The sequence below is a fragment of the Faecalicatena orotica genome (assembly GCF_905197545.1).
Lineage (GTDB): Bacteria > Bacillota > Clostridia > Lachnospirales > Lachnospiraceae > Faecalicatena_A > Faecalicatena_A orotica.
Window position 1 is genome coordinate 412,240 of the sequence record NZ_CAJJZH010000001.1, and the last position, 20,764, is coordinate 433,003.

At 45.9% G+C, this 20,764-nt stretch carries 15 protein-coding genes; all 15 read left to right on the top strand.

Features of this window, described 5'->3' with window-relative positions:
- Positions 1-193 precede the first annotated feature (193 nt).
- The 15 genes from ABIN22_RS01785 to ABIN22_RS01855 all read left to right on the top strand — a co-directional run bounded on the left by ABIN22_RS01785 (position 194) and on the right by ABIN22_RS01855 (position 20,683).
- Positions 194-2,113, top strand: a complete 1,920-nt coding sequence (locus ABIN22_RS01785) for a MerR family transcriptional regulator (RefSeq protein ID WP_346906224.1) — start codon at positions 194-196, stop codon at positions 2,111-2,113.
- Positions 2,114-2,122: 9 nt separating this feature from the next.
- Positions 2,123-2,800: an ABC transporter ATP-binding protein gene (locus ABIN22_RS01790; protein ID WP_346906225.1), complete on the top strand. Its 678-nt coding sequence runs from the start codon at positions 2,123-2,125 to the stop codon at positions 2,798-2,800.
- Positions 2,801-2,810: 10 nt separating this feature from the next.
- Entirely contained in the window at positions 2,811-4,649 is a 1,839-nt protein-coding gene (locus ABIN22_RS01795; RefSeq protein WP_346906226.1) for an FtsX-like permease family protein, read from the top strand.
- Between the two features lie 209 nt (positions 4,650-4,858).
- Positions 4,859-7,843 (top strand): glycoside hydrolase family 3 N-terminal domain-containing protein, encoded by a 2,985-nt coding sequence (locus ABIN22_RS01800; RefSeq protein ID WP_346906227.1) that lies wholly within the window; start codon positions 4,859-4,861, stop codon positions 7,841-7,843.
- A 98-nt stretch (positions 7,844-7,941) separates the two neighbouring features.
- On the top strand, positions 7,942-8,655 hold the full coding sequence (locus ABIN22_RS01805; RefSeq protein ID WP_346906228.1) for a LytR/AlgR family response regulator transcription factor: 714 nt from the start codon (positions 7,942-7,944) through the stop codon (positions 8,653-8,655).
- Positions 8,652-9,974 (top strand): ATP-binding protein, encoded by a 1,323-nt coding sequence (locus ABIN22_RS01810; protein WP_346906229.1) that lies wholly within the window; start codon positions 8,652-8,654, stop codon positions 9,972-9,974. Before ABIN22_RS01805 ends, ABIN22_RS01810 begins: the two co-directional genes overlap by 4 nt.
- 160 nt (positions 9,975-10,134) lie before the next feature.
- Positions 10,135-11,811 (top strand): methyl-accepting chemotaxis protein, encoded by a 1,677-nt coding sequence (locus ABIN22_RS01815; RefSeq protein ID WP_346906230.1) that lies wholly within the window; start codon positions 10,135-10,137, stop codon positions 11,809-11,811.
- Positions 11,812-12,109: 298 nt separating this feature from the next.
- Entirely contained in the window at positions 12,110-13,105 is a 996-nt protein-coding gene (locus tag ABIN22_RS01820; RefSeq protein WP_346906231.1) for a LacI family DNA-binding transcriptional regulator, read from the top strand.
- 39 nt (positions 13,106-13,144) lie between these two features.
- Positions 13,145-14,035 (top strand): ribokinase, encoded by an 891-nt coding sequence (rbsK, locus tag ABIN22_RS01825; RefSeq protein WP_346906232.1) that lies wholly within the window; start codon positions 13,145-13,147, stop codon positions 14,033-14,035.
- 23 nt (positions 14,036-14,058) lie between these two features.
- Positions 14,059-14,466, top strand: coding sequence for a D-ribose pyranase (gene rbsD, locus ABIN22_RS01830; protein ID WP_346906233.1), 408 nt, complete (start codon positions 14,059-14,061; stop codon positions 14,464-14,466).
- Between the two features lie 38 nt (positions 14,467-14,504).
- Complete coding sequence (locus ABIN22_RS01835) at positions 14,505-15,992, top strand: sugar ABC transporter ATP-binding protein (protein WP_346906234.1); 1,488 nt, start codon at positions 14,505-14,507, stop codon at positions 15,990-15,992.
- Positions 15,992-16,930 (top strand): ABC transporter permease, encoded by a 939-nt coding sequence (locus ABIN22_RS01840; protein WP_346906235.1) that lies wholly within the window; start codon positions 15,992-15,994, stop codon positions 16,928-16,930. The genes ABIN22_RS01835 and ABIN22_RS01840 overlap by 1 nt, the downstream gene beginning before the upstream one ends.
- 20 nt (positions 16,931-16,950) lie before the next feature.
- On the top strand, positions 16,951-17,871 hold the full coding sequence (locus tag ABIN22_RS01845) for a D-ribose ABC transporter substrate-binding protein (protein WP_346906236.1): 921 nt from the start codon (positions 16,951-16,953) through the stop codon (positions 17,869-17,871).
- Between the two features lie 94 nt (positions 17,872-17,965).
- Positions 17,966-18,526, top strand: a complete 561-nt coding sequence (locus ABIN22_RS01850; RefSeq protein WP_346906237.1) for a TetR/AcrR family transcriptional regulator — start codon at positions 17,966-17,968, stop codon at positions 18,524-18,526.
- A gap of 183 nt (positions 18,527-18,709) precedes the next feature.
- The gene (locus ABIN22_RS01855; RefSeq protein WP_346906238.1) at positions 18,710-20,683 is read left to right on the top strand and encodes an oleate hydratase; all 1,974 of its coding nucleotides are present in this window, start codon (positions 18,710-18,712) and stop codon (positions 20,681-20,683) included.
- Positions 20,684-20,764: the final 81 nt, after the last annotated feature.

The following is a 20,764-nucleotide window of genomic DNA, read 5'->3' on the forward strand; positions in this document are numbered from 1 at the left end:
AGCATCCGGACTGAAAAGTTCAGATGCTTCTTTTTTGGGAAAAATTAAGGTGAATTACGCAAAAAGCTTGACTGTATACCTGCTATACACCTTAAAATAAACGTATCAAACAGCAGAAATGTATGAAACCCGTCTATTCTACAGCGGAAAGCAAGTGTATGCCGGGGCGGGGGAGCAAGAAGGGGGTGGATCTTTGAATACAAAACAAGTTGAAGAATTGACTGGTATCACAAGGCAGAACATACGCTATTATGAAAAGCAGGGATTGCTCGAACCGGTCCGGGAGACAGGGAATGCATACAGAGATTATTCAAAAGAAGATGTCCGGCGTCTGAAACTGATCAAGATGCTCCGGATGCTTGATATGCCATTGAAGGAAATCGAAAGTATCCTGAATGAAGAGGTATCTCTTAAAGAGGCGGCCGCCCGGCAGCAGGAGGCCCTGCAGAAGCAGCAGCGGCAGCTTCAGGCGGCGATCGAGGTCTGCACGAGCATCCATAAAGAAAAAACTGAAACGGTCGATGTGGACAGTTATCTGGAAAAAATGGAGAACATGTCCCAAAACGGAGGCATATTTGCCAGAATTGTAGACGATTATAAGCAGGTGGCCCTGCAGGAGCAGCAGGGGAAGATTACGTTTTATACATCACAGGATGTGAATACGGCTGGGATGTTTGAAAAAGTCCTGCGGGAGTATGCCTTGGAGCAAAACGTGAAGTTCCAGATGATAAAGCCGGGCATGTATCCTGAATTTACGCTGGAAGGGGTTACCTACACAGCGGCCAGAATCTTAGAGGGGAATGAAGAGACAGGTAAGGCTGTGGTGAAGATCGTTTGCAAAAGAAAAAAATATGAAAAAATTGAACGGGAGATTCCGGAAAAAAGGAGAATGTTTTTTCAGGGGGTGCACACGGTTTCTGTCAATATCCGGCGGCACCGGCTGAAAAGTATACTGAATGGAGTGATCAGCCTGCTGATTGTTCTGGTCATGTCCTTTTATCTCGGAAATCTTAACAGCGCAAAATTGCAGCTAAAGGAGCTGCCCGAAAAACTTACTGTATCAGCCCAGGTCTGGAACGTCTGTGCAGAACTCAAGTCAGGGTTATTTATCCCACAGCGGGTACTGGATACGGTCTATGGGTCCTCCCATACGAAACAGATTGCAGAAGGAGTGGAATTTCTGGGGTACCTTCAGGATTCTGGCAGGGAAGAATCCGATTTATATATGCTTACAGGCATGAATCGTACGGATGCTGTTGAAGAATTTTCAGAAGAGGATATTACATGGGCAGATGGCTGGGACTGGAAGAAGTTTCAGGAGAGCAGGGATGTCTGCATCGTGAACGGGACATTTTCCGAAGAGAGACAGACACAAATGAAAGATACGCTTTCCTTTTCTATGGAACGGTACCGGCAGAATATGGCAGGTGTCAGTCTGGAAAGGGAATCTCTTGAGACTGTGAATATGGAAGTTGTGGGTGTTGGTGATTTCAGCAATGTAGATAAGGAGACAGATGTGCCGGATGTGATTCTGCCTCTCGAAATGGGAAAGCGGATTTTTGAAGACTGTGACAAGACATATTTTGCATCGTCTCTGTCTTTTGTTGTAAAAGATCCAATGGAACTCAATGCATTAAAAAAGGAATTGAAGGATGCAGGGCTTCAGTCTGTAATTCAGGGATCACCCGCCTCCTTTGCGGGTGCCGGCCTGAAAATTGATGATGCAGTCTTCATTGATACGGTTACAAGCCTGAAAAAAAGTCTGTCGCTGCTGGAAGGGTTCCTTCCGTTTGTACTCCTGGTCGTGGTGATGCTGGGATATATCGTGCCCCACCTGTTACTGCAGGGCAGGCGGGAAGAATATGCCATTATGCGCGCACTCGGAACAGGCAGAAGACGGTGCAGTCTGTTGTTTTTTACAGAACACTTTCTGCTGGCTGCTGCAGGCGGCGTAGCCGGGGCAATGACTGGGCTTTTATTCCAGTCGGCAGATATCAGGGATGCACTGCTGGTATGGGTATTGTTTCTGGCCTGCTATGCAGCAGGAACGGCTGCGGCTATGTGGATGTTTGGAAGATTTAGCGTTGCGGCTGTGTTATCACACAGAGATTGAGAGGGATATATGGAGAGAATTAAAGTAGAAAATATCAGCTATTTTTATCAGAATAAATACCAGACGATCGAGGCGGTAAAAAAGGTATCCTGTACATTTGAATCTGGGAAGATGTATGCGGTGACAGGCGAATCCGGGAGCGGGAAAAGCACATTTCTGTCCCTGCTTGCGGGACTTGACCAGCCCGGAGAGGGCAGGATTGTTGTAGACGGAGAGAATCTGGCGGAAATCGACAGGGATGCATACAGGCGTAAGCGGGCTTCAGTAGTATATCAGGCGTTTCATTTATTCCCGCTGCTGACCGCATGGGAGAATGTCATGTATCCAATGGAGCTTCAGGGTATTCCGCGTAAAGCAGCAAAAGATAAAGCTGTAGAATGTCTCGAGGAAGTGGGACTAAGCGGGAAGAAACTGATGCAGTACCCGAAGATGATGAGCGGGGGCGAGCAGCAGAGGGTTGCGATTGCAAGGGCAATGGCGGCAGGCGGGAAGATTCTCCTCGCAGATGAGCCGACTGGGAATCTGGACTCGGAGAATGAGGAGAATATTGTAGAACTGCTGCTGAAACTGGCACATGAAAAAGATTATGTAGTCATCATTGTTACTCATAATCCCTACATTGCGGCCGAGGCAGACGTTAAAATGAGAATGAAGGATGGGAAAATGATATCAATAGAAGAACAGTGAGGTGTATGGCATGACATTTTATTACAGCATGAAACAGATGCTCCGAAGCCCCCTGAAAAGTTTCCTGTTCTTTCTTCTTATGGGAGTATCAGCGTTCTTTCTGGCCCTGGGAGGAAACCTGTGGAACATGAGCAGGGCGGGAATGCAGGAGTTTGAGAGGATATTTACAACAATAGGGACCGTGGAACAGACGGCTGTCGGTTCAAGAACCGTGTCTTATTGGGATGCAGGATCAAAAACCTACCAATATTTCAAAGGCACTGTTTATGGGGACAGAATCAGTGAGGATGTGCTGGATTTTGAAGGGGCGGATTATCTGCTGAAACCGCGGCAGCGTCCATATTTCGGCGCTTATGTAAAAGAACTGTATGAGGGAGTCGGACATGACTGGATGATCACAGTGGAAGTGACTCCTGAGGAGACAGCAGTGGCGGACCATTCGGTAAAAATGAGGGTATTAAAGGTATTGGAGGGAAATCTAAACGGAAGCGACGTCGTCTATGTCTGTGAACATTCCAACCCCGACCCGGATGAATTTGTGGCAGGAAAGACTTATATCATGCAGCTAAGCCAGAGCGGGGCTGTCCACGGCAGGCCGGCCGGTGAGGCAGTAGATGAATTTACTATAGAGTACCAGATAACCGATGGCATCTGTTCAACACAGTATACACTGGATGGAGAGCGTGTATATGACAAAATGAATGAAGGCCCGGTATACGATGAGGTGACGGAAGGGTTCTATGAGACAGAAAGGGGAAAACGCTGGCTTGCAGTTTCTCAGGAACAGGATTGTTACGATCATACGATTCCTGTCCAGCCTGTCGACGGTACAAAGCTTCTGATGCCCTTTTACCGGGATGAGGTGGTTATATCAGAGGGACGTGATATCACAGAAGAAGAATACCAGAGTGGGAAGAAGGTCTGCCTGATCCCGGATACACTGGCTTTACTGCTTAGAAAATCTCTGGGGGATAAGCTGACACTTCCGTTATACTATGCCAATTACGCACAGGCACCTACAGATACATTTTCAGGAAAAGGCGGTGGGGGACTGAGTTTTTCATTTCTGAACGCACAGGGAGAGATATACTCTGTATTCAACGAACAGGATTATGAGATTGTGGGAATCTATACGATAAAGGATACCGGCACCGGTTCCTACGGGATCGGGCGCTATGAAGCAGTGATTCCCTGGAACGCGGTTCCGGAGGATTCATGGAAAGATAATATCGCTGCTTTCAGCCGGATGCGCGGGGCTACGACATCTTTCCAGATCCCCAATGGCTCCATACAGGAGTTCATGGACAAATGGGATAAGCAGGGGATTGAGGACTTAAAGATCACGTTTTATGATAAGGGCTACAGCCAGCTGAAGGAAGGGATTGAGAACCGTATGCTGATGTCGTGGATATTTCTGGTCAGCGGCTGCGTGATGTCTGTTATGATACTGCTGTTCTTCGCCAACCTGTTTATAACCGGACAGCAGGAACGTATTGCGGTGGAACGGCTGCTTGGAAGGACGAAGCGGCAGTGTTCAAGATCTATTCTGACCGGGATTCTCGTACTCGCCGCAGCTGGAAGTATTCTGGGAAGTACAGCGGGCTGGAAAGCGACAGAAACAGCTGCAAAAAAGGCAGATACGGAGGTGGTCTTTGATACGGCTTACAGCAATCTGATTACAGAGAATACAAAAGAAGAAAAGGTCTATTGGCCGGAACCGGACCCCGTTCTGGCAGTGGGGACGGGCGGAGGGCTGTTAGTGGCTGCATTGCTGATATCTTCCTGCTACATGAAAGAAAGCTTAAAGAAGGAACCCCTTCAGCTGCTTGGCAGCTTAGAGGAGCAGTAAATACGGTTCAAAAAAACTCATTTTGAATCAGCAAATTAAGGGGAAAAAAATACAGGTTAAGAGAAAAGACACCATTTTTTTATATATCCTGCTAAATTAAATAGTGGCAGGGATAAAAGGCCATACAATACATGCCCGCATGCAATTGGATGGCCTTTTGTCCCGGTATACTGGTATATCGGGAGAAAGATTTAGGAGGAATGAAAGAAATGATGAAAAAAGTGGGAAGGGTCCTGATCCATATTTTAATGGTGATTGTTCTGGTGCTTACTGTTGCCCTAAATGCAGCGGCAACGATCGGACGGCCTATTGCGGATGGTTTTTTGGGAACCTACAAGGTGAAGAGTGACAAGGAGACAATGAAAAGGTATCTGTCAGAGGGGGAGGAATACGCCTGCCAGACGGAAGCAGAAGGCATTGTAATGGTGCAGAACGAGGGGGAAACACTGCCCCTTAATAAGAATACGAAGCAGGTAAATGTATTTGGATGGGCTTCAACAGCATGGCTTGGTTCAGGCTCTGGTTCTGCCCAGATATCAGGTGTGGAAACAGATTTCCTGAAAGCACTTAAGGACTATGGAATCAGCTACAATACAGAACTGACGGACATGTATGAAAAATTTATGGCGGAAAGACCGTATGCAAATGCGCTCAGTACATACAGTACACAGATGTGCCGCCTATATGAACCGTCCGTTCATGATACAGATTACTATACAAAGGAAATGCTGACAGGTGCACAGGAATTTTCAGATACCGCGATCGTAGTTCTGGGCCGGTACTGTGGCGAGTCTAATGACTGCCCAAAGACACAGTATAAAATCAACCGTACATCGAAAGACGGAACCTATGAGGAATCGGATGTTATAACAGATGCCAGCCGCACCTATCTCGATATCTCTGTTGAGGAAGAAGAACTTCTGGAGTATTGCGGACAGCAGTTCGAGAATGTCATTGTGGTAGTAAATGAAACAAATGCTATGACAATGGGATTTCTGGAGACAATTCCGGGAATTGATTCCTGCCTGTTGGCCGGGACGACTGGAGTGAATGCGGCATCGGTAATTCCCGCAGTGCTTTATGGGGAAATAAACCCGTCCGGAAAAACGGCGGATACATACGCCTATGACCTGTCATCATCCGCAGCATTTGCGAATGCTGGCGCAGAGGGGGAGGGGATGTATACCAACACCGAGGGAGAAAAACTATATCCGGCAGACGGGGAGACAACTAACGGTAATGTAGGGGATAACCCGTTCTATGAAGGTTTATACTATGTCGATTATGCCGAGGGAATCTATATTGGCTATAAGTGGTACGAGACAGCAGATGCAGAAGGATACTGGGACGATGTGGATAATGTATATGGCAAAGGTTATGAAGGCGTGGTCCAGTACCCGTTTGGATATGGCCTCTCCTATACAGAATTTGATTATGAAATAGTAAAAACTGTACCAGAAGCCGGAAGTGAGCTTACAAAGGACGGGCAGATTGAGGTCACTGTGAAGGTGACAAATGTAGGAGATACATCGGGCAAAGAAGTCGTAGAATTGTACTATACACCTCCTTATATCAAGGGTGGGATTGAAAAATCGGCGGTGGAGCTGGCAGAATTTGGAAAGACTGATATTCTTAAGCCGGGCGAAAGCCAGGAACTGACGCTGGCTTTTGATGTAGAGGATATGGCATCCTATGACTGCTATGACGCCAATGGAAATGGAGTGACAGGATATGAACTGGACCCCGGGGAGTATCAGGTAAAAGTGATGCGTAATGCCCATGAGGCAGCAGGGAGCGGCATGAGTATTTCTTACCAGTTAAGTGAAGGAATCCACTATGAAAATGATTCCGTAACAGGGGCCTCTGTAGACAATAAGTTTACAGGAGAAAATGCCGGGGACGGCATTTCAGTAGACGGAAGTGATACTGATGCCAACATCCGGTATATGACAAGAGCTGACTTTAAAGGAACCTTTCCGGCAGAAAAAACACCGGACCGGGCGCTTACAGACAATGCCAAAGCACTGAACCTTTATACAGAGGAAATGGCGGATGCATGGATCGACGACTCAGACGAAAAAATTGTAACCGGTGCGGATCATGGTCTCGTACTGTATGATGAAAATGGGTTTACTGACCTTGCGTTTGAACTGGGAGCCGATTATGACAATGAAAGATGGGACGACCTGCTGGACCAGATGACGGTGGAAGAGATGGAAAGGCTGGTGCTGCACGGGTATTCCAAGAATTATGATGTAGAATCCATTGGTAAAATCCATAATCAGGAACTTGACGGACCGGCACAGTTTGGCGGCTTCACGGCAGGCATAGGCGGTGGGGAAGAAGCGACTGGATTTCCGGATGAAAATGTAGTGGCACGGACGTGGAACAGGGAACTGGCCTGGATGCTTGGGCATATTCAGGGGGCACAGGCAGGCGAAAAAGGCTACGAGGGCTGGTATGCTCCATCCTTCAATATGCATCGTACCCCACTTGGAGGAAGGAACTATGAATATTATTCAGAAGACAGTTTTCTCTCAGGGGCACTGGCAGCAAAAACAGTAGAAGGCGCACTGGATTCAGGGATGTACCGTTATATGAAGCATCTGATTGCCTATGACCAGGATTCCATGAGAGACGGTCTCTATACATGGATGACAGAACAGGCCTTACGTGAAACATATCTGAAACCATTTAAAATTGCAATCCAGGAGGGCGGGGCAACCGGAATCATGACCTCCTATAACCGTCTTGGAGCTGTGTGGGCAGGCGGAAGCAGAACACTGCTTACAGATGTGGTCCGCGGTGAAATAGGGTTTAAAGGTGCAATTATCACAGATTATTGTGATCACCATAAATATATGAATATGGATCACGCTCTCCGCGCCGGAGGAGACTTATGGATGGACGGCATGTTTGAAGGGGAATTCCAGTTTGAAACAGAGTCAGATACATTCAGACAGGCACTTAGAAGAGCCAGCAAGAACATCATATACATGTGGGTAAATGCAGGCTATGAAAATAAAATTTATAATGAGACAGCCAAGAATCCGGTTATACGACCGGTAGAGAAAAAGGCAGTGTCACTTGTAACAAAGGTTCAGATTATTTATGATGCAGTTGCACTGGTGCTGATTATACTGTGGATCAGAAGTATTATAAAACGGCGCAGGCCCAGAAAGATAAAGGCATAAAATTGTACCACGGACCGCTTCAATATAAGGGATAACTATGATAAGATGGAACATAGAACCTGATCATTATCAGGAATCATCCGTAAGGGGGCGGGAAAATGGCACATGTTGTAATCGTGGAAGACGAGAATGCGTCTGTCCGGAGGCTGAAAGATTATCTGGAGCAATATGAAAAAGAGTATCAGGAGACTTTTAAGACGACGGTTTTTCATGATGGATTGGAGATTCTGGATGCCTATTCGCCGGACTTTGATATTATCCTTATGGATATCATGCTGCCACATCTGGATGGGATGAAGACGGCAAAACGTATCCGGGAGAAGGATTCCGAGGTGGTGATTATTTTCATCACAAACATGGCGAATTACGCAATCCACGGGTATGAGGTCAATGCACTGGATTTTGTGGTGAAGCCTGTGAAGTATTTTCAGTTCGCCTTAAAGTTGAAGAAAGCCCTTGAAACCGTGCGGAATAAGAAGGAAAAATTTCTTTTTCTGCCGGTTGACGGGGAAAAACGCAAGGTTTCTGTGCGGGATATTTATTATCTGGAGACGTATAACCATAATCTGTATGTCCATACGCGGGATAGTGTAATTGAATTTTACGGAACACTTCAGGCGATGGAAAAAGAACTGGAATCAAGTTTTTTTGTAAGATGTCATTCAGGATATTTAGTCAATTTGTATCATGTGACAAGCTACCGTGATGAATATGTAGTAGTGGGGGAGGAACGGATTCCGATCAGCAGACCGAAAAAGAAAGTATTTTTAAAAGCAGTCATGGATTATATTGGAAAGGGGCTGGCGAAATGACAGGCATGGCAGGAGAAGGAAGGGCACTTGTCATTATGGTGCCAACCCTTATTATATTTGGAATTATCTATATGCTGCCGGTGAAGAAACGGAAAAATTACAAGAGCGGTTTTATGGCGGTTTTATGCCTGATAGTGGCGGGGACTATAACCGGGGCGAAGTATCTTACATTTACACGAGGGATTACAATATCCGTCTATATTACCTTGTATTTATTTCTTGTGCTGATGATCTGGGCGGTCTGCCGAATCCGTTTTACGGAGTCTGTATACTGTGCTGCCTGTGTCTATCTGACACAGCATCTGTTTTATTCGGCAGTAACTGCGATATCAGAGTTCATGGCTTATGGCAGTGAAACATTTGAGATGGACCAGCTCAGGTTATGTTTGTATTATTACCTGCCTCTTGCAGGAATTTGTATACCTGTCTATTTTCTGTTTATCAGACATCTGGTCAAAGATGGGAGATACCGCATTGAGAGTGGACAGTCACTTGCACTTATGATGATTACACTATTAAGTACCATCATATTAAGCCATATTTCAACCGTATTTAGTCAGGAGACAGTCAGTGGGGGAAAACTGTTCGGGATATGCAGGGTATATGCCATGCTCTGCTGCATCGTAACTCTCTGGGCACAATACAATAAATCCAGGGAACTGGCACTTCAGGAACAAATGCTGACAGAGAGTGAATTGAGACGACAGCAAATGAACCAGTTTGAGAGTTATCAGGAGAATCTGGAATTGATCAATTACAAGTGCCATGATCTCAAACAGCAGGTGGCTGCATTGCGCGGCATAGGCGGTAAGGTACCTGAAGAAGTACTCAGGAAAGTGGAAGAGTCTGTGATGATCTATGATGCCTATGTGAATACAGGAAACGACATTCTGGATACTATCCTGACAGAGAAAAATCTCTGGTGCGAAAAGAATGGGATTACGATGGCCTGTATGGTGGATGGAAAATGTTTTGAATTTATGGAAACGATAGACATTTTTGCCATATTCGGAAATGCCCTTACAAATGCGGTGGAGAGTGTGAGCCAGATTGAAGAACCGGATAAACGAATGATATCGGTATTATCATTTGTACGCATGGATGTGGTGTTCATCCAGTTTGAAAATTACTATGAGTCAGAGATTATCCGCCACGGAGAACTGCCGGAATCCACGAAAGACAGAGACGGCAGTCATGGATATGGCCTCAAGAGTATCCGGTATTCCGTGCAGAAGTACGGTGGATACATGACAATAGATACGGAGGAAAATATCTTTAGACTTCAAATAGCACTGCCTGCATTTTCCGGGAAAAATTGAAACACTGGGAGCAGTGCCGGGACTATCCACCTGTTACTTTTCCAGATCTCATCTGATATTTAAATAGTTATTTTAGGATACTCGTCCGGCTGCCCTGTATTCCTTGATAAGGGATATTTAGTATGTTACAATAGAACATATTACACAGGAGGCAATTGCAGTGAAAAACTTGAGGGTGAGGAAGAAATTAATCGTTTCTTATGCGGTAGTACTCGGATTGATGATTATGGGGATGGTTGTCAGCATTATGAATCTTGTAAGTCTGGGAAACCAGATCCAAACCTTTTATGAGGGTCCTTTTCTCGTAAAAGGAAGTGCTAATATCATTAATTCTAATTTTGAAAAAATGCAGAAGGCAGTTTACCGGACTATGTCAAATACCGATCCTGAGATTATAGAGGATGCAAAGCAGAATGCGAAAGATGCAGCTGCCGCCATAGAGGAGCAGTTACCGGTGATAGAAGAACATTTTCTGGGTGACAAACAGATTGTAAACCGGCTTGAAGAAGCATTTACAGAGCTGGAACCCATGAGGGAACATGTTCTTGCACTGGCCGCCGAAAATAGAAATGATGAAGCAGCTGCGTATATGGAAAAAAATAATCGGGTTGTGATTAATAAGGCAAAGGTGGAGTTAGACAGCTTAATTGAGAATGGCAATCAGAAAGGGGAACAGTTAATCAGCGCTCTGAAAGACAGGCAGCGGAATACGGTAATAGTGATACTGGCTTTAGGCTGCATGAGTGTCGCCATCAGCATGGTTTTTGCTGTCTACATTACACGTGGAATCACAAAGCCTGTTGAAGAATTGGAGACTGCTGCACAGAAGTTGTCCAGAGGGGAATTTTCCGATATTAAAATCGAATATCAATCGGAGGATGAGTTTGGAAAACTGGCAGATGACATGCGGTATGTAATGAATTTGCTGGCCAGAATCGTTCAGGATGAATCCCATCTGTTAAATGAAATGGCTTCAGGGAATTTCCAGATACAAAGCAGTGCGGAAGAATACTACGTGGGAGATCTGGAGCAGGTTCTGTATTCCATTCAAAAGATCAAGGGTGATTTAAGTGAGACAATATGCCAGATTCAGCAGTCTTCCAACCAGGTATCTTCCGGATCCGAGCAGATTGCTTCGAGTGCTCAGATTCAGGCTCAGGGAGCATCTGAGCAGGCGGCACTATCGGAAGAGATATCCAACTCGATCAATGATTTATCTGATAAGGTTGAAGAGAATGCGAAAAATGCTGCAAGGGCCAATCAAAGAGCAGCCCTTGTCGGAAGTGATGCTGTAGTAAGCGGGGAGCATATGCAGGATATGATGGACGCTGTCCGGAATATCAGCAGGAGTTCCAATGAGGTTAGGGCAATTATCAAAACAATTGAAGACATTGCTTTCCAGACTAATATTCTGGCATTAAATGCGGGTGTGGAAGCAGCACGTGCCGGCGCGGCAGGAAAGGGATTTTCCGTAGTTGCAAATGAGGTGCGCAGCCTGGCTGCAAAGACATCTGATGCATCTAAAAGCAGCAGGATGCTAATTGAAAATTGTATCCAGTCTGCTAAAAAGGGAAAGGAACTGGCAAGTGAGATGGACCGGTCACTGACAGAAGTGGTAAAGGGGGTTGGGGAGGTAAATAAATCTGTAAGCCATATTACAACAGCCTCTGAAAACCAGGCAGTCTCCATCAGGCAGATCAGGGAGAGCATTAATCAGATCGCAGATGTCATACAAACGAATTCTGCTACGGTGGAAGAAAGTGCTGCGGCAAGTGAAGAACTGGCCAGTCAGGCGCAGCTGTTAATGGAATTAGTAAGCCATTTTGAAGTAGAGTAGCCGAACCGGCTATGAAAGGATATGCATGTCCCGCAGATCGCGATGGCATGCATATTTAATTTACTGGGGATGAGATACGGTATCTGGACTTGTGATAAGTCTGGGTATTGTATGTTTTGACTAAATCCGGAGGAGGTTTCAGTTGGTAAATATGCTTAAAAATATACAAAACATCCAAAAAAATATGAATGATGTAAAATGGATTGACAAAATAATATACAAAACATATAATGAAATCAAGCTTGAAACGGGTTTCAAAAGGTAAAATACACACAAACTGACGAATGGAGTGACTTGAATGATTAGTATAAGAGATGTTGCAAAGCTGGCCGGTGTTTCTCCGGCGACTGTATCAAGAGTAATGAACGGCACGGCAAATGTGGATGAAGTAAAAAAACAGCGTGTACAGCAGGTTATACAGGAAACCGGTTTCAAACCAAATGAAGCTGCAAGGACCTTATATAAGAAATCGGCCCACCTGATTGGTGTGATCGTGCCAAATATCGAGAACCCATTCTTCAATGAGATGGCAAAGGCAATCGAGGGAGAAGCATATGAGCGCGGTTACAGGCTTACACTTTGCAGCTCCAATGATAACATTGAAAAAGAAAAGAACAGCATTGAACTTCTGGGAAGGATGAATGCGGACGGAATCATCCTTTTGACGAATGAGGAGGAGATATTCGACCAGATAGCGGATGCCAGGATTCCGGTTGTTGTACTGGACCGTGCAGTAAGGCATAAAAATGAGGTGGCAAGCATCATTTCCGATAACTATGAGGGAGGCCGCATGAGCATGGAACACATGCTGGCGGCTGGCTGCAGGAATATTGTGGCAATGCGTGGACCGCAGAATCTGTCCAGCGGCAGGGACCGGTATAAAGGATATCTGGACATATGCAGGGAAAAGAATGTAAAAGTGCAGTTTGTGGACTGTCTGTATGATTATGAAGACGGATTGAGGAGTACAGAAAAAATTTTGAGGGAATATCCAGATGCAGACGGCATCATCGCCGCAAATGACATGGCTGCAATCTCAGCCTACAAGGTACTGACAAGGCATGGGAAAAGGGTCCCTAAGGATATCCAACTGATCGGGTTTGATAATATCATCATGAGCAGGCTGATGACCCCCGAACTCACGACGATAGCCCAGCCAATTACAGAGATGGGATCAAAGGCGGCTCAGATACTGATTGACCATATCGAAGGAAAAGAAGTACCCCAGAAGAACATTTTTGAAGTAAAACTGATCCAGCGGGAAACAACGAAAAACAAGGTAATTAAGGCCTGAAAAGACCAGGCCTAAGTAACATAAGCAGGAGGGATTTTTATGAAGATTTCAGTGGTAGGCAGCATCAACATGGATATGACAGTAAAAGCGGAACGGATTCCGCTCAAGGGTGAGACTCTTAAGGGTGAGGATTTAAAGTATATTCCCGGAGGGAAAGGTGCGAATCAGGCAGTGGCAATGGCGAAGCTGGGCGCGGATGTGGAAATGTTCGGGTGCGTCGGGAATGACAGTGCAGGGAAAGAACTGGTTCAGAATCTGAAGGACATGGGGGTTAAGACAGACAATATCCGTGCTGTGGACGGTGTACCGACGGGGATTGCCCTGATTACGGTCGGAGAGAATGATAATACGATCATCGTGGTGGCCGGAGCGAATGACTGTGTGGATAAGGAATATGTAGACAGTATCAAAGAGGACCTGCTCCAGTCTGAGGTCGTAGTCCTGCAGCATGAGATACCACAGGAGACAAATGAATATGTTATCCGCCTCTGTCATGAAAATAATGTAAAGGTTGTGCTTAATCCGGGACCTGCAAGACCGGTGAAAAAGGAGATCGTTGATCTGGTCACCTATCTGACCCCGAATGAGCATGAGGCAAAGATTATTTTCGGCGAAGAAATCCCGACAGAAGAACTTCTTCAGAAATATCCGGAGAAACTTCTCATCACTCAAGGGTCAAAAGGTGTCAGCATGTGCCTTGCAGAAGGCAAAGTGTTGCTGGTTCCTGCACGCAGGGCGGAAGTTGTAGACACAACAGGTGCCGGAGATACATTGAACGGGGCATTTACAGTACAGATTGTAAAAGGTGAAAGTGTAAAAGATGCCCTGAAATTTGGGAATATTGCAGCCAGCCTTTCAACAGAAAAATTTGGGGCACAGGGCGGTATGCCGACATTCGAAGAGGTAACGGCAGAGCTTAACAGGATATAGAAGGAAAGAAAGGAGGAAAAGTGATGAAAAAATCAGGAATATTAAATGCAGATATTTCAAGGGTGCTCTCCTATATGGGGCATACAGATACGATTGCAATCGGGGACTGTGGACTTCCTGTCCCGGAGGAGACAGAACGCATTGATCTGGCACTTATGAAAGGCATGCCGTCTTTCATAGATGTACTGAAAGCGGTGTCCGCAGACATGAAGATTGAAAAAATAGTGCTTGCGGAAGAAATGAAAGAAAAGAATCCAGAGGTTTTAAATGAAATCCAGTCGTTATCTGTTACTTTTGAAACCGGTTTCAAAACAGAGTATGTCCCTCATGAAGAACTGAAAAAAAGAACAAAATCATGTAAGGCCGTGGTCAGGACCGGAGAGACAACACCATATGCAAATATCATCCTGCAGTCAGCCTGCCTGTTTTAAGAGCAGCCGGATTCAGGGGACCTTTAGGAGGAAGAAGTATGCAGATAGAAATGAAAGGAATTGACAAAGCCTTCGGAACCAATCAGGTTCTGAAAGATGCCGGATTTGTCTTAGGTGACGGGGAAGTCCATGCGCTGATGGGGGAAAATGGCGCCGGGAAATCTACACTGATGAAGATACTGACCGGCGTATATACAAAGGATGCCGGGGAAGTGTATGTGGATGGCAAAGAGGTCCACTACAGGAATCCTCAGGAAGCGGAGAAGGACGGAATCGTATTTATCCATCAGGAATTAAACGTGCTGTTTGATCTGACGGTGGAAGAAAACCTTTTCATGGGGAAGGAGATCAAAGGAAGATTTGGCCTCTGTGATTCCAAAGCAATGAGGAAAAAGGCTGAGGAAGCACTGAACAGGCTGGGAGTATCCATCTCCCCGGCAGAGACGATGTCCAATCTGTCTGTCGGGCAGCAACAGATGATAGAGATCTGTAAAGCGCTGATGGTGGATGCCAAAGTCATTATCATGGATGAGCCGACGGCAGCACTTACACAGAGTGAGACAGCAGTGCTTTTTGAAGTCATTCAGGGGCTTCGGAAATCAGGTGTTTCCATCGTTTACATATCCCACCGCATGGAAGAGATTTTTGAACTCTGCGACCGTATTTCTGTGCTGCGGGACGGAACCTATGTAGGAACGAAGAACATCCCGGATACAAACATGAATGAAATTGTCAAGATGATGATCGGGCGTGAGATCGGGGAACGCTATCCAGCACGAAGCTGTGAAATAAAAGAAGAAATGCTCAGTGTGGAAGGCCTCACAAAAGAGGGCGTTTTCCAGAACGTAAGCTTTTCGGTACGTGCAGGCGAAGTGCTTGGGGTATCCGGGCTCATGGGCGCCGGGCGTACGGAGATCATGCAGGCAATTTTCGGAAACCTCTCCTATGACAGCGGGCATATCCTGATTGAAGGCAGAGAAGTACAGATTAAATCACCTATGCAGGCAATGAAATACGGAATTGGATTTATCACGGAAGACAGAAAGACCGAAGGGTTGATGCTGGAAGAAAGCATCCAGACAAACGTTGCACTTGCCAATCTGGATAAAGTATCCAGCCGGAATGTATTTTTAAAGAAGAAAAAAGAGGCGGACCTGGTGAGCAGGGCAATAGAGGAACTTCACATCAAATGCTTCGGACCGGATCACGAGTGTAATAATTTAAGCGGTGGAAACCAGCAGAAGGTTGTGTTTGCAAAATGGATTTATACAGACCCGAAAATCCTCATTCTGGATGAGCCAACCCGGGGGGTGGATATCGGTGCAAAGAAGGAGATATATACCATTATTAATAAGCTGGCGGCAAAGGGTGTGGCTATCATCATGGTTTCCTCTGAACTGCCGGAAGTCCTTGGGATGAGTGACCGGGTCATGGTAGTGCGTGAAGGCCTTGTCAGAGGAATCATAAGCAAAGAGGAAGCAAATCAGGAAAATGTTATGACGTTAGCAACAGGAGGAACAATCTAATGAATGAGAAAAAGAAAATTTTAAATCATGCCCAGGATCTGGGCGCCCTGATCGCGTTGATTCTGCTTGTAGTGGGAATCAGTTGTGTAAGCCCTGAATTCAGAACATGGAATAACTTTTTATCCCTGCTGCGCCAGTCTTCCATCAACGGACTGATCGCATTCGGTATGACGTGCGTCATCCTGACAGATGCCATCGACCTTTCAGTCGGCTCTGTGCTCGCCCTCTCGACCGCATTGTGTGCAGGCATGATCGTAAACGGCGTGCCGGTAGGTCTGGCAATGCTCCTTGCACTTGTGATCGGGATACTGCTCGGCTGTGTGAGCGGTGTACTTGTGACAAAAGGAAGGCTCCAGCCATTTATTGCAACATTGATTACGATGACAGTTTACCGCGGCCTGACAATGATTTTTACAAATGGAAAGCCGATTTCCAACCTTGGAGACAGCTTTACATTAAAAGTTGTTGGGAAAGGGAATTTCTACCATATTCCGATCCCGGTTATCCTGCTGCTCCTTATTTTTATCGGATTTTACATCCTGCTGCAGAAAACAACGTTCGGACGTGCAATCTATGCAACTGGAAGTAATGCAAAGTGTGCAAAACTTGCCGGAATCAACATTCACAGGACAAAAATTATAGCTTATGCAATTTCTGGTTTCATGGCAGCTCTTTCAGGTCTGATCCTGCTCTCCAGACTCGGTTCCGCACAGCCGACACTCGGTGACGGATATGAATTGGACGCGATCGCGGCAGTAGCGCTTGGCGGAACAAGTATGAGCGGCGGACGCGGAAAAATATACGGGACACTGATCGGTGTGCTGATCATTGCAGTATTAAATAACGGACTGAACATCTTAGGTGTTTCATCCTATTATCAGGATGTCATCAAGGGGCTTGTCATCCTCGTTGCCGTACTGTCAGACCGCAAGCGTTAGAGAAAGGAAAGGTGAAAGTTATGAGATTAAAGAAATTAATAGTATCAGTACTGACATGTGCAGTCTTATTTACAGCAACAGGATGCAATGCAATCACAATAGACGGAGAGGATAATTCGGGAACTGTTTCGGAGGGTAGCGGTGCAATCGGCTTCTCTGTATCCACACTGAATAACCCGTTCTTCGTATCCCTTTCCGACGGGGCAAAGGAAACAGCGGCAGAGGAAGATGTAGATCTGATCGTCGTAGATGCCGGAGATGACGCAGCTAAGCAGACAAGTGACATCGAAGATCTGATTTCCAGAAACGTGAGCGTGCTGATCGTTAATCCGGTAGATTCTGATGCAGTGGGCCCTGTAGTAAAAGATGCGCTGTCAAAAGGGATCAAAGTCATTTCTGTGGACCGTGTGGTAAACGGTGCGGAAGTAGACTGCCAGATCGCATCTGATAACGTGGAGGGTGCAAAAATGGCAACGGAGTACCTGAAGGAACTGATTGGAGAAGGCGCAAAGGTTGCGGAGATTCAGGGTGTTCCGGGCGCATCTGCAACAATTGACCGCGGAGATGGCTTCCATCTGGTAGCGGATCAGGACTTTGACGTTGTGGCAAGCCAGTCTGCAAATTTTAACCGTGCAGAGGGGATGAACGTTATGGAAAATATCCTGCAGTCTGACGGAGCGATCAAGGGTGTATTTGCACACAATGATGAGATGGCGCTCGGAGCCGTAGAGGCGATCGCTGCATCCGGGAAGGATATCAAAGTGGTCGGTTTCGACGCGACTGATGATGCAGTGGCAGCAGTAAAGGCAGGGAAAATGGCGGCAACAGTTGCACAGAAACCGGAGCTTATGGGAGAGACCGCCGTATTGACAGCATTGAAGATGATCAGCGGTGAGAGTGTGGAGAAATCCATCCCGGTAGAAGTGGAATTGATTAAGTAGATAATGTAAGAGAGGACTCTTTCCTTTTTCGTAAAAATTGTGTACAATTCAGGTAAGCAATCTATTTTGCGATGCCAAGAGGAAGGAGTTCATCATGTCAAATACAACAAAATATGCACTGGAAACGTCTTTGAAAAAACTGCTCCTGCAAAAGCCGGTGGATAAGATTACAATCAGCGATTTAACGAATGACTGTGGAATCAGCCGGATGGCGTTTTACTATCACTTCAAAGATATATATGACCTGATCGAATGGGTATGTCTGGAGGATGCCAGACGGGCGCTCCAGGGAAAGAAAACTTATGATACATGGCAGGAAGGATTGCAGCAGATTTTTGAGGCTGTCATTGAAAATAAGCCCTTTATCATGAACGTGTACCGTACGCTCAGCCGTGAGCAGATCGAGAATTATCTGTTCAAGCTGACCCACAGCCTTTTGATCGGTGTTGTGGAGGAGAAGTCAGCGGGGCTTGATATTACGGAAGAGGAAATGGCCTTCATTGCAGATTTTTACAAATACGGGTTCGTGGGAATCATGCTGGACTGGATTAAGGACGGGATGAAGGAGGATTATGGGGATATCACGGATAAACTCAGCATTACCCTGAAAGGAAATATAGCAAACTCTATCCAGAATTTCAGCCTCCGTCCATGATTCTTAAAAAGATATGAATTCGTAACTGCTCATGGACCCGGACAGTTACATGTATTATACAAAACAGGGGATTTGATAAGTTTTTTATCAAATCCCCTGTTTTGTAAATTGCGGGATAGAACCTTCAGGACTATGATGTAGCTGTAACAAAGAGAAAGATATTTCAGGAAGGCGGTAACAGCTATGGCAAAAAAAGGAACAAAATTAGGTGTTGCTTCTGCAATTGCAGTAGGCGCAGGCGCAGCTGCATTATATGCGAAGAAATCAAGGGAAAGTAAAAAAGACGAAAATAAAGAAAAAGCATCCGTATCAGAGGAAAATGAATACCGCAATACAGAGCGCGGAAAAGACGAGAAAAACAGTAAGGGAATCCGGTATACGAACGGAAACTACGAAGCATTTGCCCGTCCGGAGAAGCCGCAAGGCGTGGATGAAAAAAATGCGTACATCGTAGGAAGCGGACTCGCGGCTCTCGCGGCTGCATGTTTCCTCGTGAGGGACGGACAGATGGAGGGCTCCCACATTCACATACTGGAGGCGATGGATATTGCAGGAGGAGCCTGTGACGGCATATACGATTCCACCCGCGGCTATATCATGAGGGGCGGAAGAGAGATGGAAAATCATTTCGAATGCCTGTGGGATTTGTTCCATAGTATCCCATCCATCGAAACGCCGGATGTCTCCGTACTAGATGAATATTACTGGCTGAATAAACATGATCCGAATTACTCTCTGTGCAGGGCAACTGTAAACAGGGGAGAAGATGCACATACGGATGGTAAGTTCAACTTAAGCCAGAAGGGCTGCATGGAGATCATGAAACTTTTCATGACAAAAGACGAGGACCTCTACGATAAAACGATCGAAGATGTGTTTGACGAAGAAGTATTCGATTCCACATTCTGGCTGTACTGGAGGACCATGTTTGCATTCGAGAACTGGCACAGTGCTTTGGAAATGAAATTATATTTCCAGAGATTTATCCACCATATCGGAGGCCTGCCGGATTTCAGTGCCCTTAAATTTACAAAATACAATCAGTATGAATCACTAATTCTTCCAATGCAGAGATATCTGGAAAAGGCAGGGGTTGATTTCCAGTTCAACACGGAAGTGACAAATGTGATCTTTGACTGCAAAGGCAGCAAAAAAGTCGCAACAGCCATTGAGTGTAAAGTGAAGGGTGTTGAAAAAGGAATTCTTCTGACCGAAAATGACCTTGTATTCGTGACAAACGGCAGCTGTACGGAGGGAACAATTTATGGCGATCAGAATCATGCACCGAACGGCGATGCGGAAGTAAGGACCAGCGGATGCTGGAGCCTTTGGAAAAACATTGCAAAACAGGACCCGTCCTTCGGACATCCGGAGAAGTTCTGCTCCGATATCCAGAAGACGAACTGGGAATCCGCCACAATTACAACACTGGATGATAAGATTATCCCTTATATTACAAATATCTGCAAACGTGACCCAAGAAGTGGAAAAGTCGTTACAGGCGGTATCGTAAGCTGTAAGGATTCAAAATGGCTGATGAGCTGGACAATAAACAGACAGGGGCAGTTCAAGGATCAGGACCCGGAGAAGGTATGTGTCTGGGTATATGGGTTATTTACAGATGTGCCAGGGGATTATGTGAAAAAACCGATGAAAGAATGCACCGGAAAAGAGATTACCGAAGAATGGCTGTTCCACTTAGGTGTTCCAGTCGAGCTGATTCCTGATCTGGCTGAAAACAGTGCCGTCTGTGTACCGACCATGATGCCGTACATCACAGCATTCTTTATGCCAAGGACAAAAGGTGACAGGCCGGACGTCATCCCGGATGGCTGTGTGAACTTTGCCTTTCTCGGACAATTTGCCGAGACACCGAGGGATACTGTTTTCACAACAGAATACTCAGTAAGAACGGCTATGGAAGCGGTTTATGGACTGCTCGGCGTCGACAGGGGCGTTCCGGAAGTATGGGGAAGTGTGTATGATATCCGTGAACTGCTCGACAGCTCCGTAAAACTGATGGATGGAAAATCCCCGCTCGAGATCGAACTGCCCGGACCGCTCAATGTACTGAAAAAGCCTTTGATCGGCCTTGTTAAGGGAACCGTAATAGAGAAGCTGTTAAGAGACCATGATGTACTGAAAGAGAATATGTAGCCATGTGAACAAGGAGAGGGAGACCATGCTTTAATTAGCAGATCTCCCTCTATGATTCTTGTTTCATACGTGGAAAGTACG

What these genes read in the sequence shown, in the direction of transcription:
- rbsD (WP_346906233.1), top strand. Translation starts at nt 14,059, where the DNA reads ATGAAAAAATCAGGAATATTAAATGCAGATATTTCAAGGGTGCTCTCC.
- ABIN22_RS01835 (WP_346906234.1), top strand. Translation starts at nt 14,505, where the DNA reads ATGCAGATAGAAATGAAAGGAATTGACAAAGCCTTCGGAACCAATCAG.
- ABIN22_RS01855 (WP_346906238.1), top strand. Translation starts at nt 18,710, where the DNA reads ATGGCAAAAAAAGGAACAAAATTAGGTGTTGCTTCTGCAATTGCAGTA.
- ABIN22_RS01805 (WP_346906228.1), top strand. Translation starts at nt 7,942, where the DNA reads ATGGCACATGTTGTAATCGTGGAAGACGAGAATGCGTCTGTCCGGAGG.
- ABIN22_RS01850 (WP_346906237.1), top strand. Translation starts at nt 17,966, where the DNA reads ATGTCAAATACAACAAAATATGCACTGGAAACGTCTTTGAAAAAACTG.
- ABIN22_RS01810 (WP_346906229.1), top strand. Translation starts at nt 8,652, where the DNA reads ATGACAGGCATGGCAGGAGAAGGAAGGGCACTTGTCATTATGGTGCCA.
- ABIN22_RS01795 (WP_346906226.1), top strand. Translation starts at nt 2,811, where the DNA reads ATGACATTTTATTACAGCATGAAACAGATGCTCCGAAGCCCCCTGAAA.
- ABIN22_RS01790 (WP_346906225.1), top strand. Translation starts at nt 2,123, where the DNA reads ATGGAGAGAATTAAAGTAGAAAATATCAGCTATTTTTATCAGAATAAA.
- rbsK (WP_346906232.1), top strand. Translation starts at nt 13,145, where the DNA reads ATGAAGATTTCAGTGGTAGGCAGCATCAACATGGATATGACAGTAAAA.
- ABIN22_RS01800 (WP_346906227.1), top strand. Translation starts at nt 4,859, where the DNA reads ATGATGAAAAAAGTGGGAAGGGTCCTGATCCATATTTTAATGGTGATT.
- ABIN22_RS01845 (WP_346906236.1), top strand. Translation starts at nt 16,951, where the DNA reads ATGAGATTAAAGAAATTAATAGTATCAGTACTGACATGTGCAGTCTTA.
- ABIN22_RS01840 (WP_346906235.1), top strand. Translation starts at nt 15,992, where the DNA reads ATGAATGAGAAAAAGAAAATTTTAAATCATGCCCAGGATCTGGGCGCC.
- ABIN22_RS01820 (WP_346906231.1), top strand. Translation starts at nt 12,110, where the DNA reads ATGATTAGTATAAGAGATGTTGCAAAGCTGGCCGGTGTTTCTCCGGCG.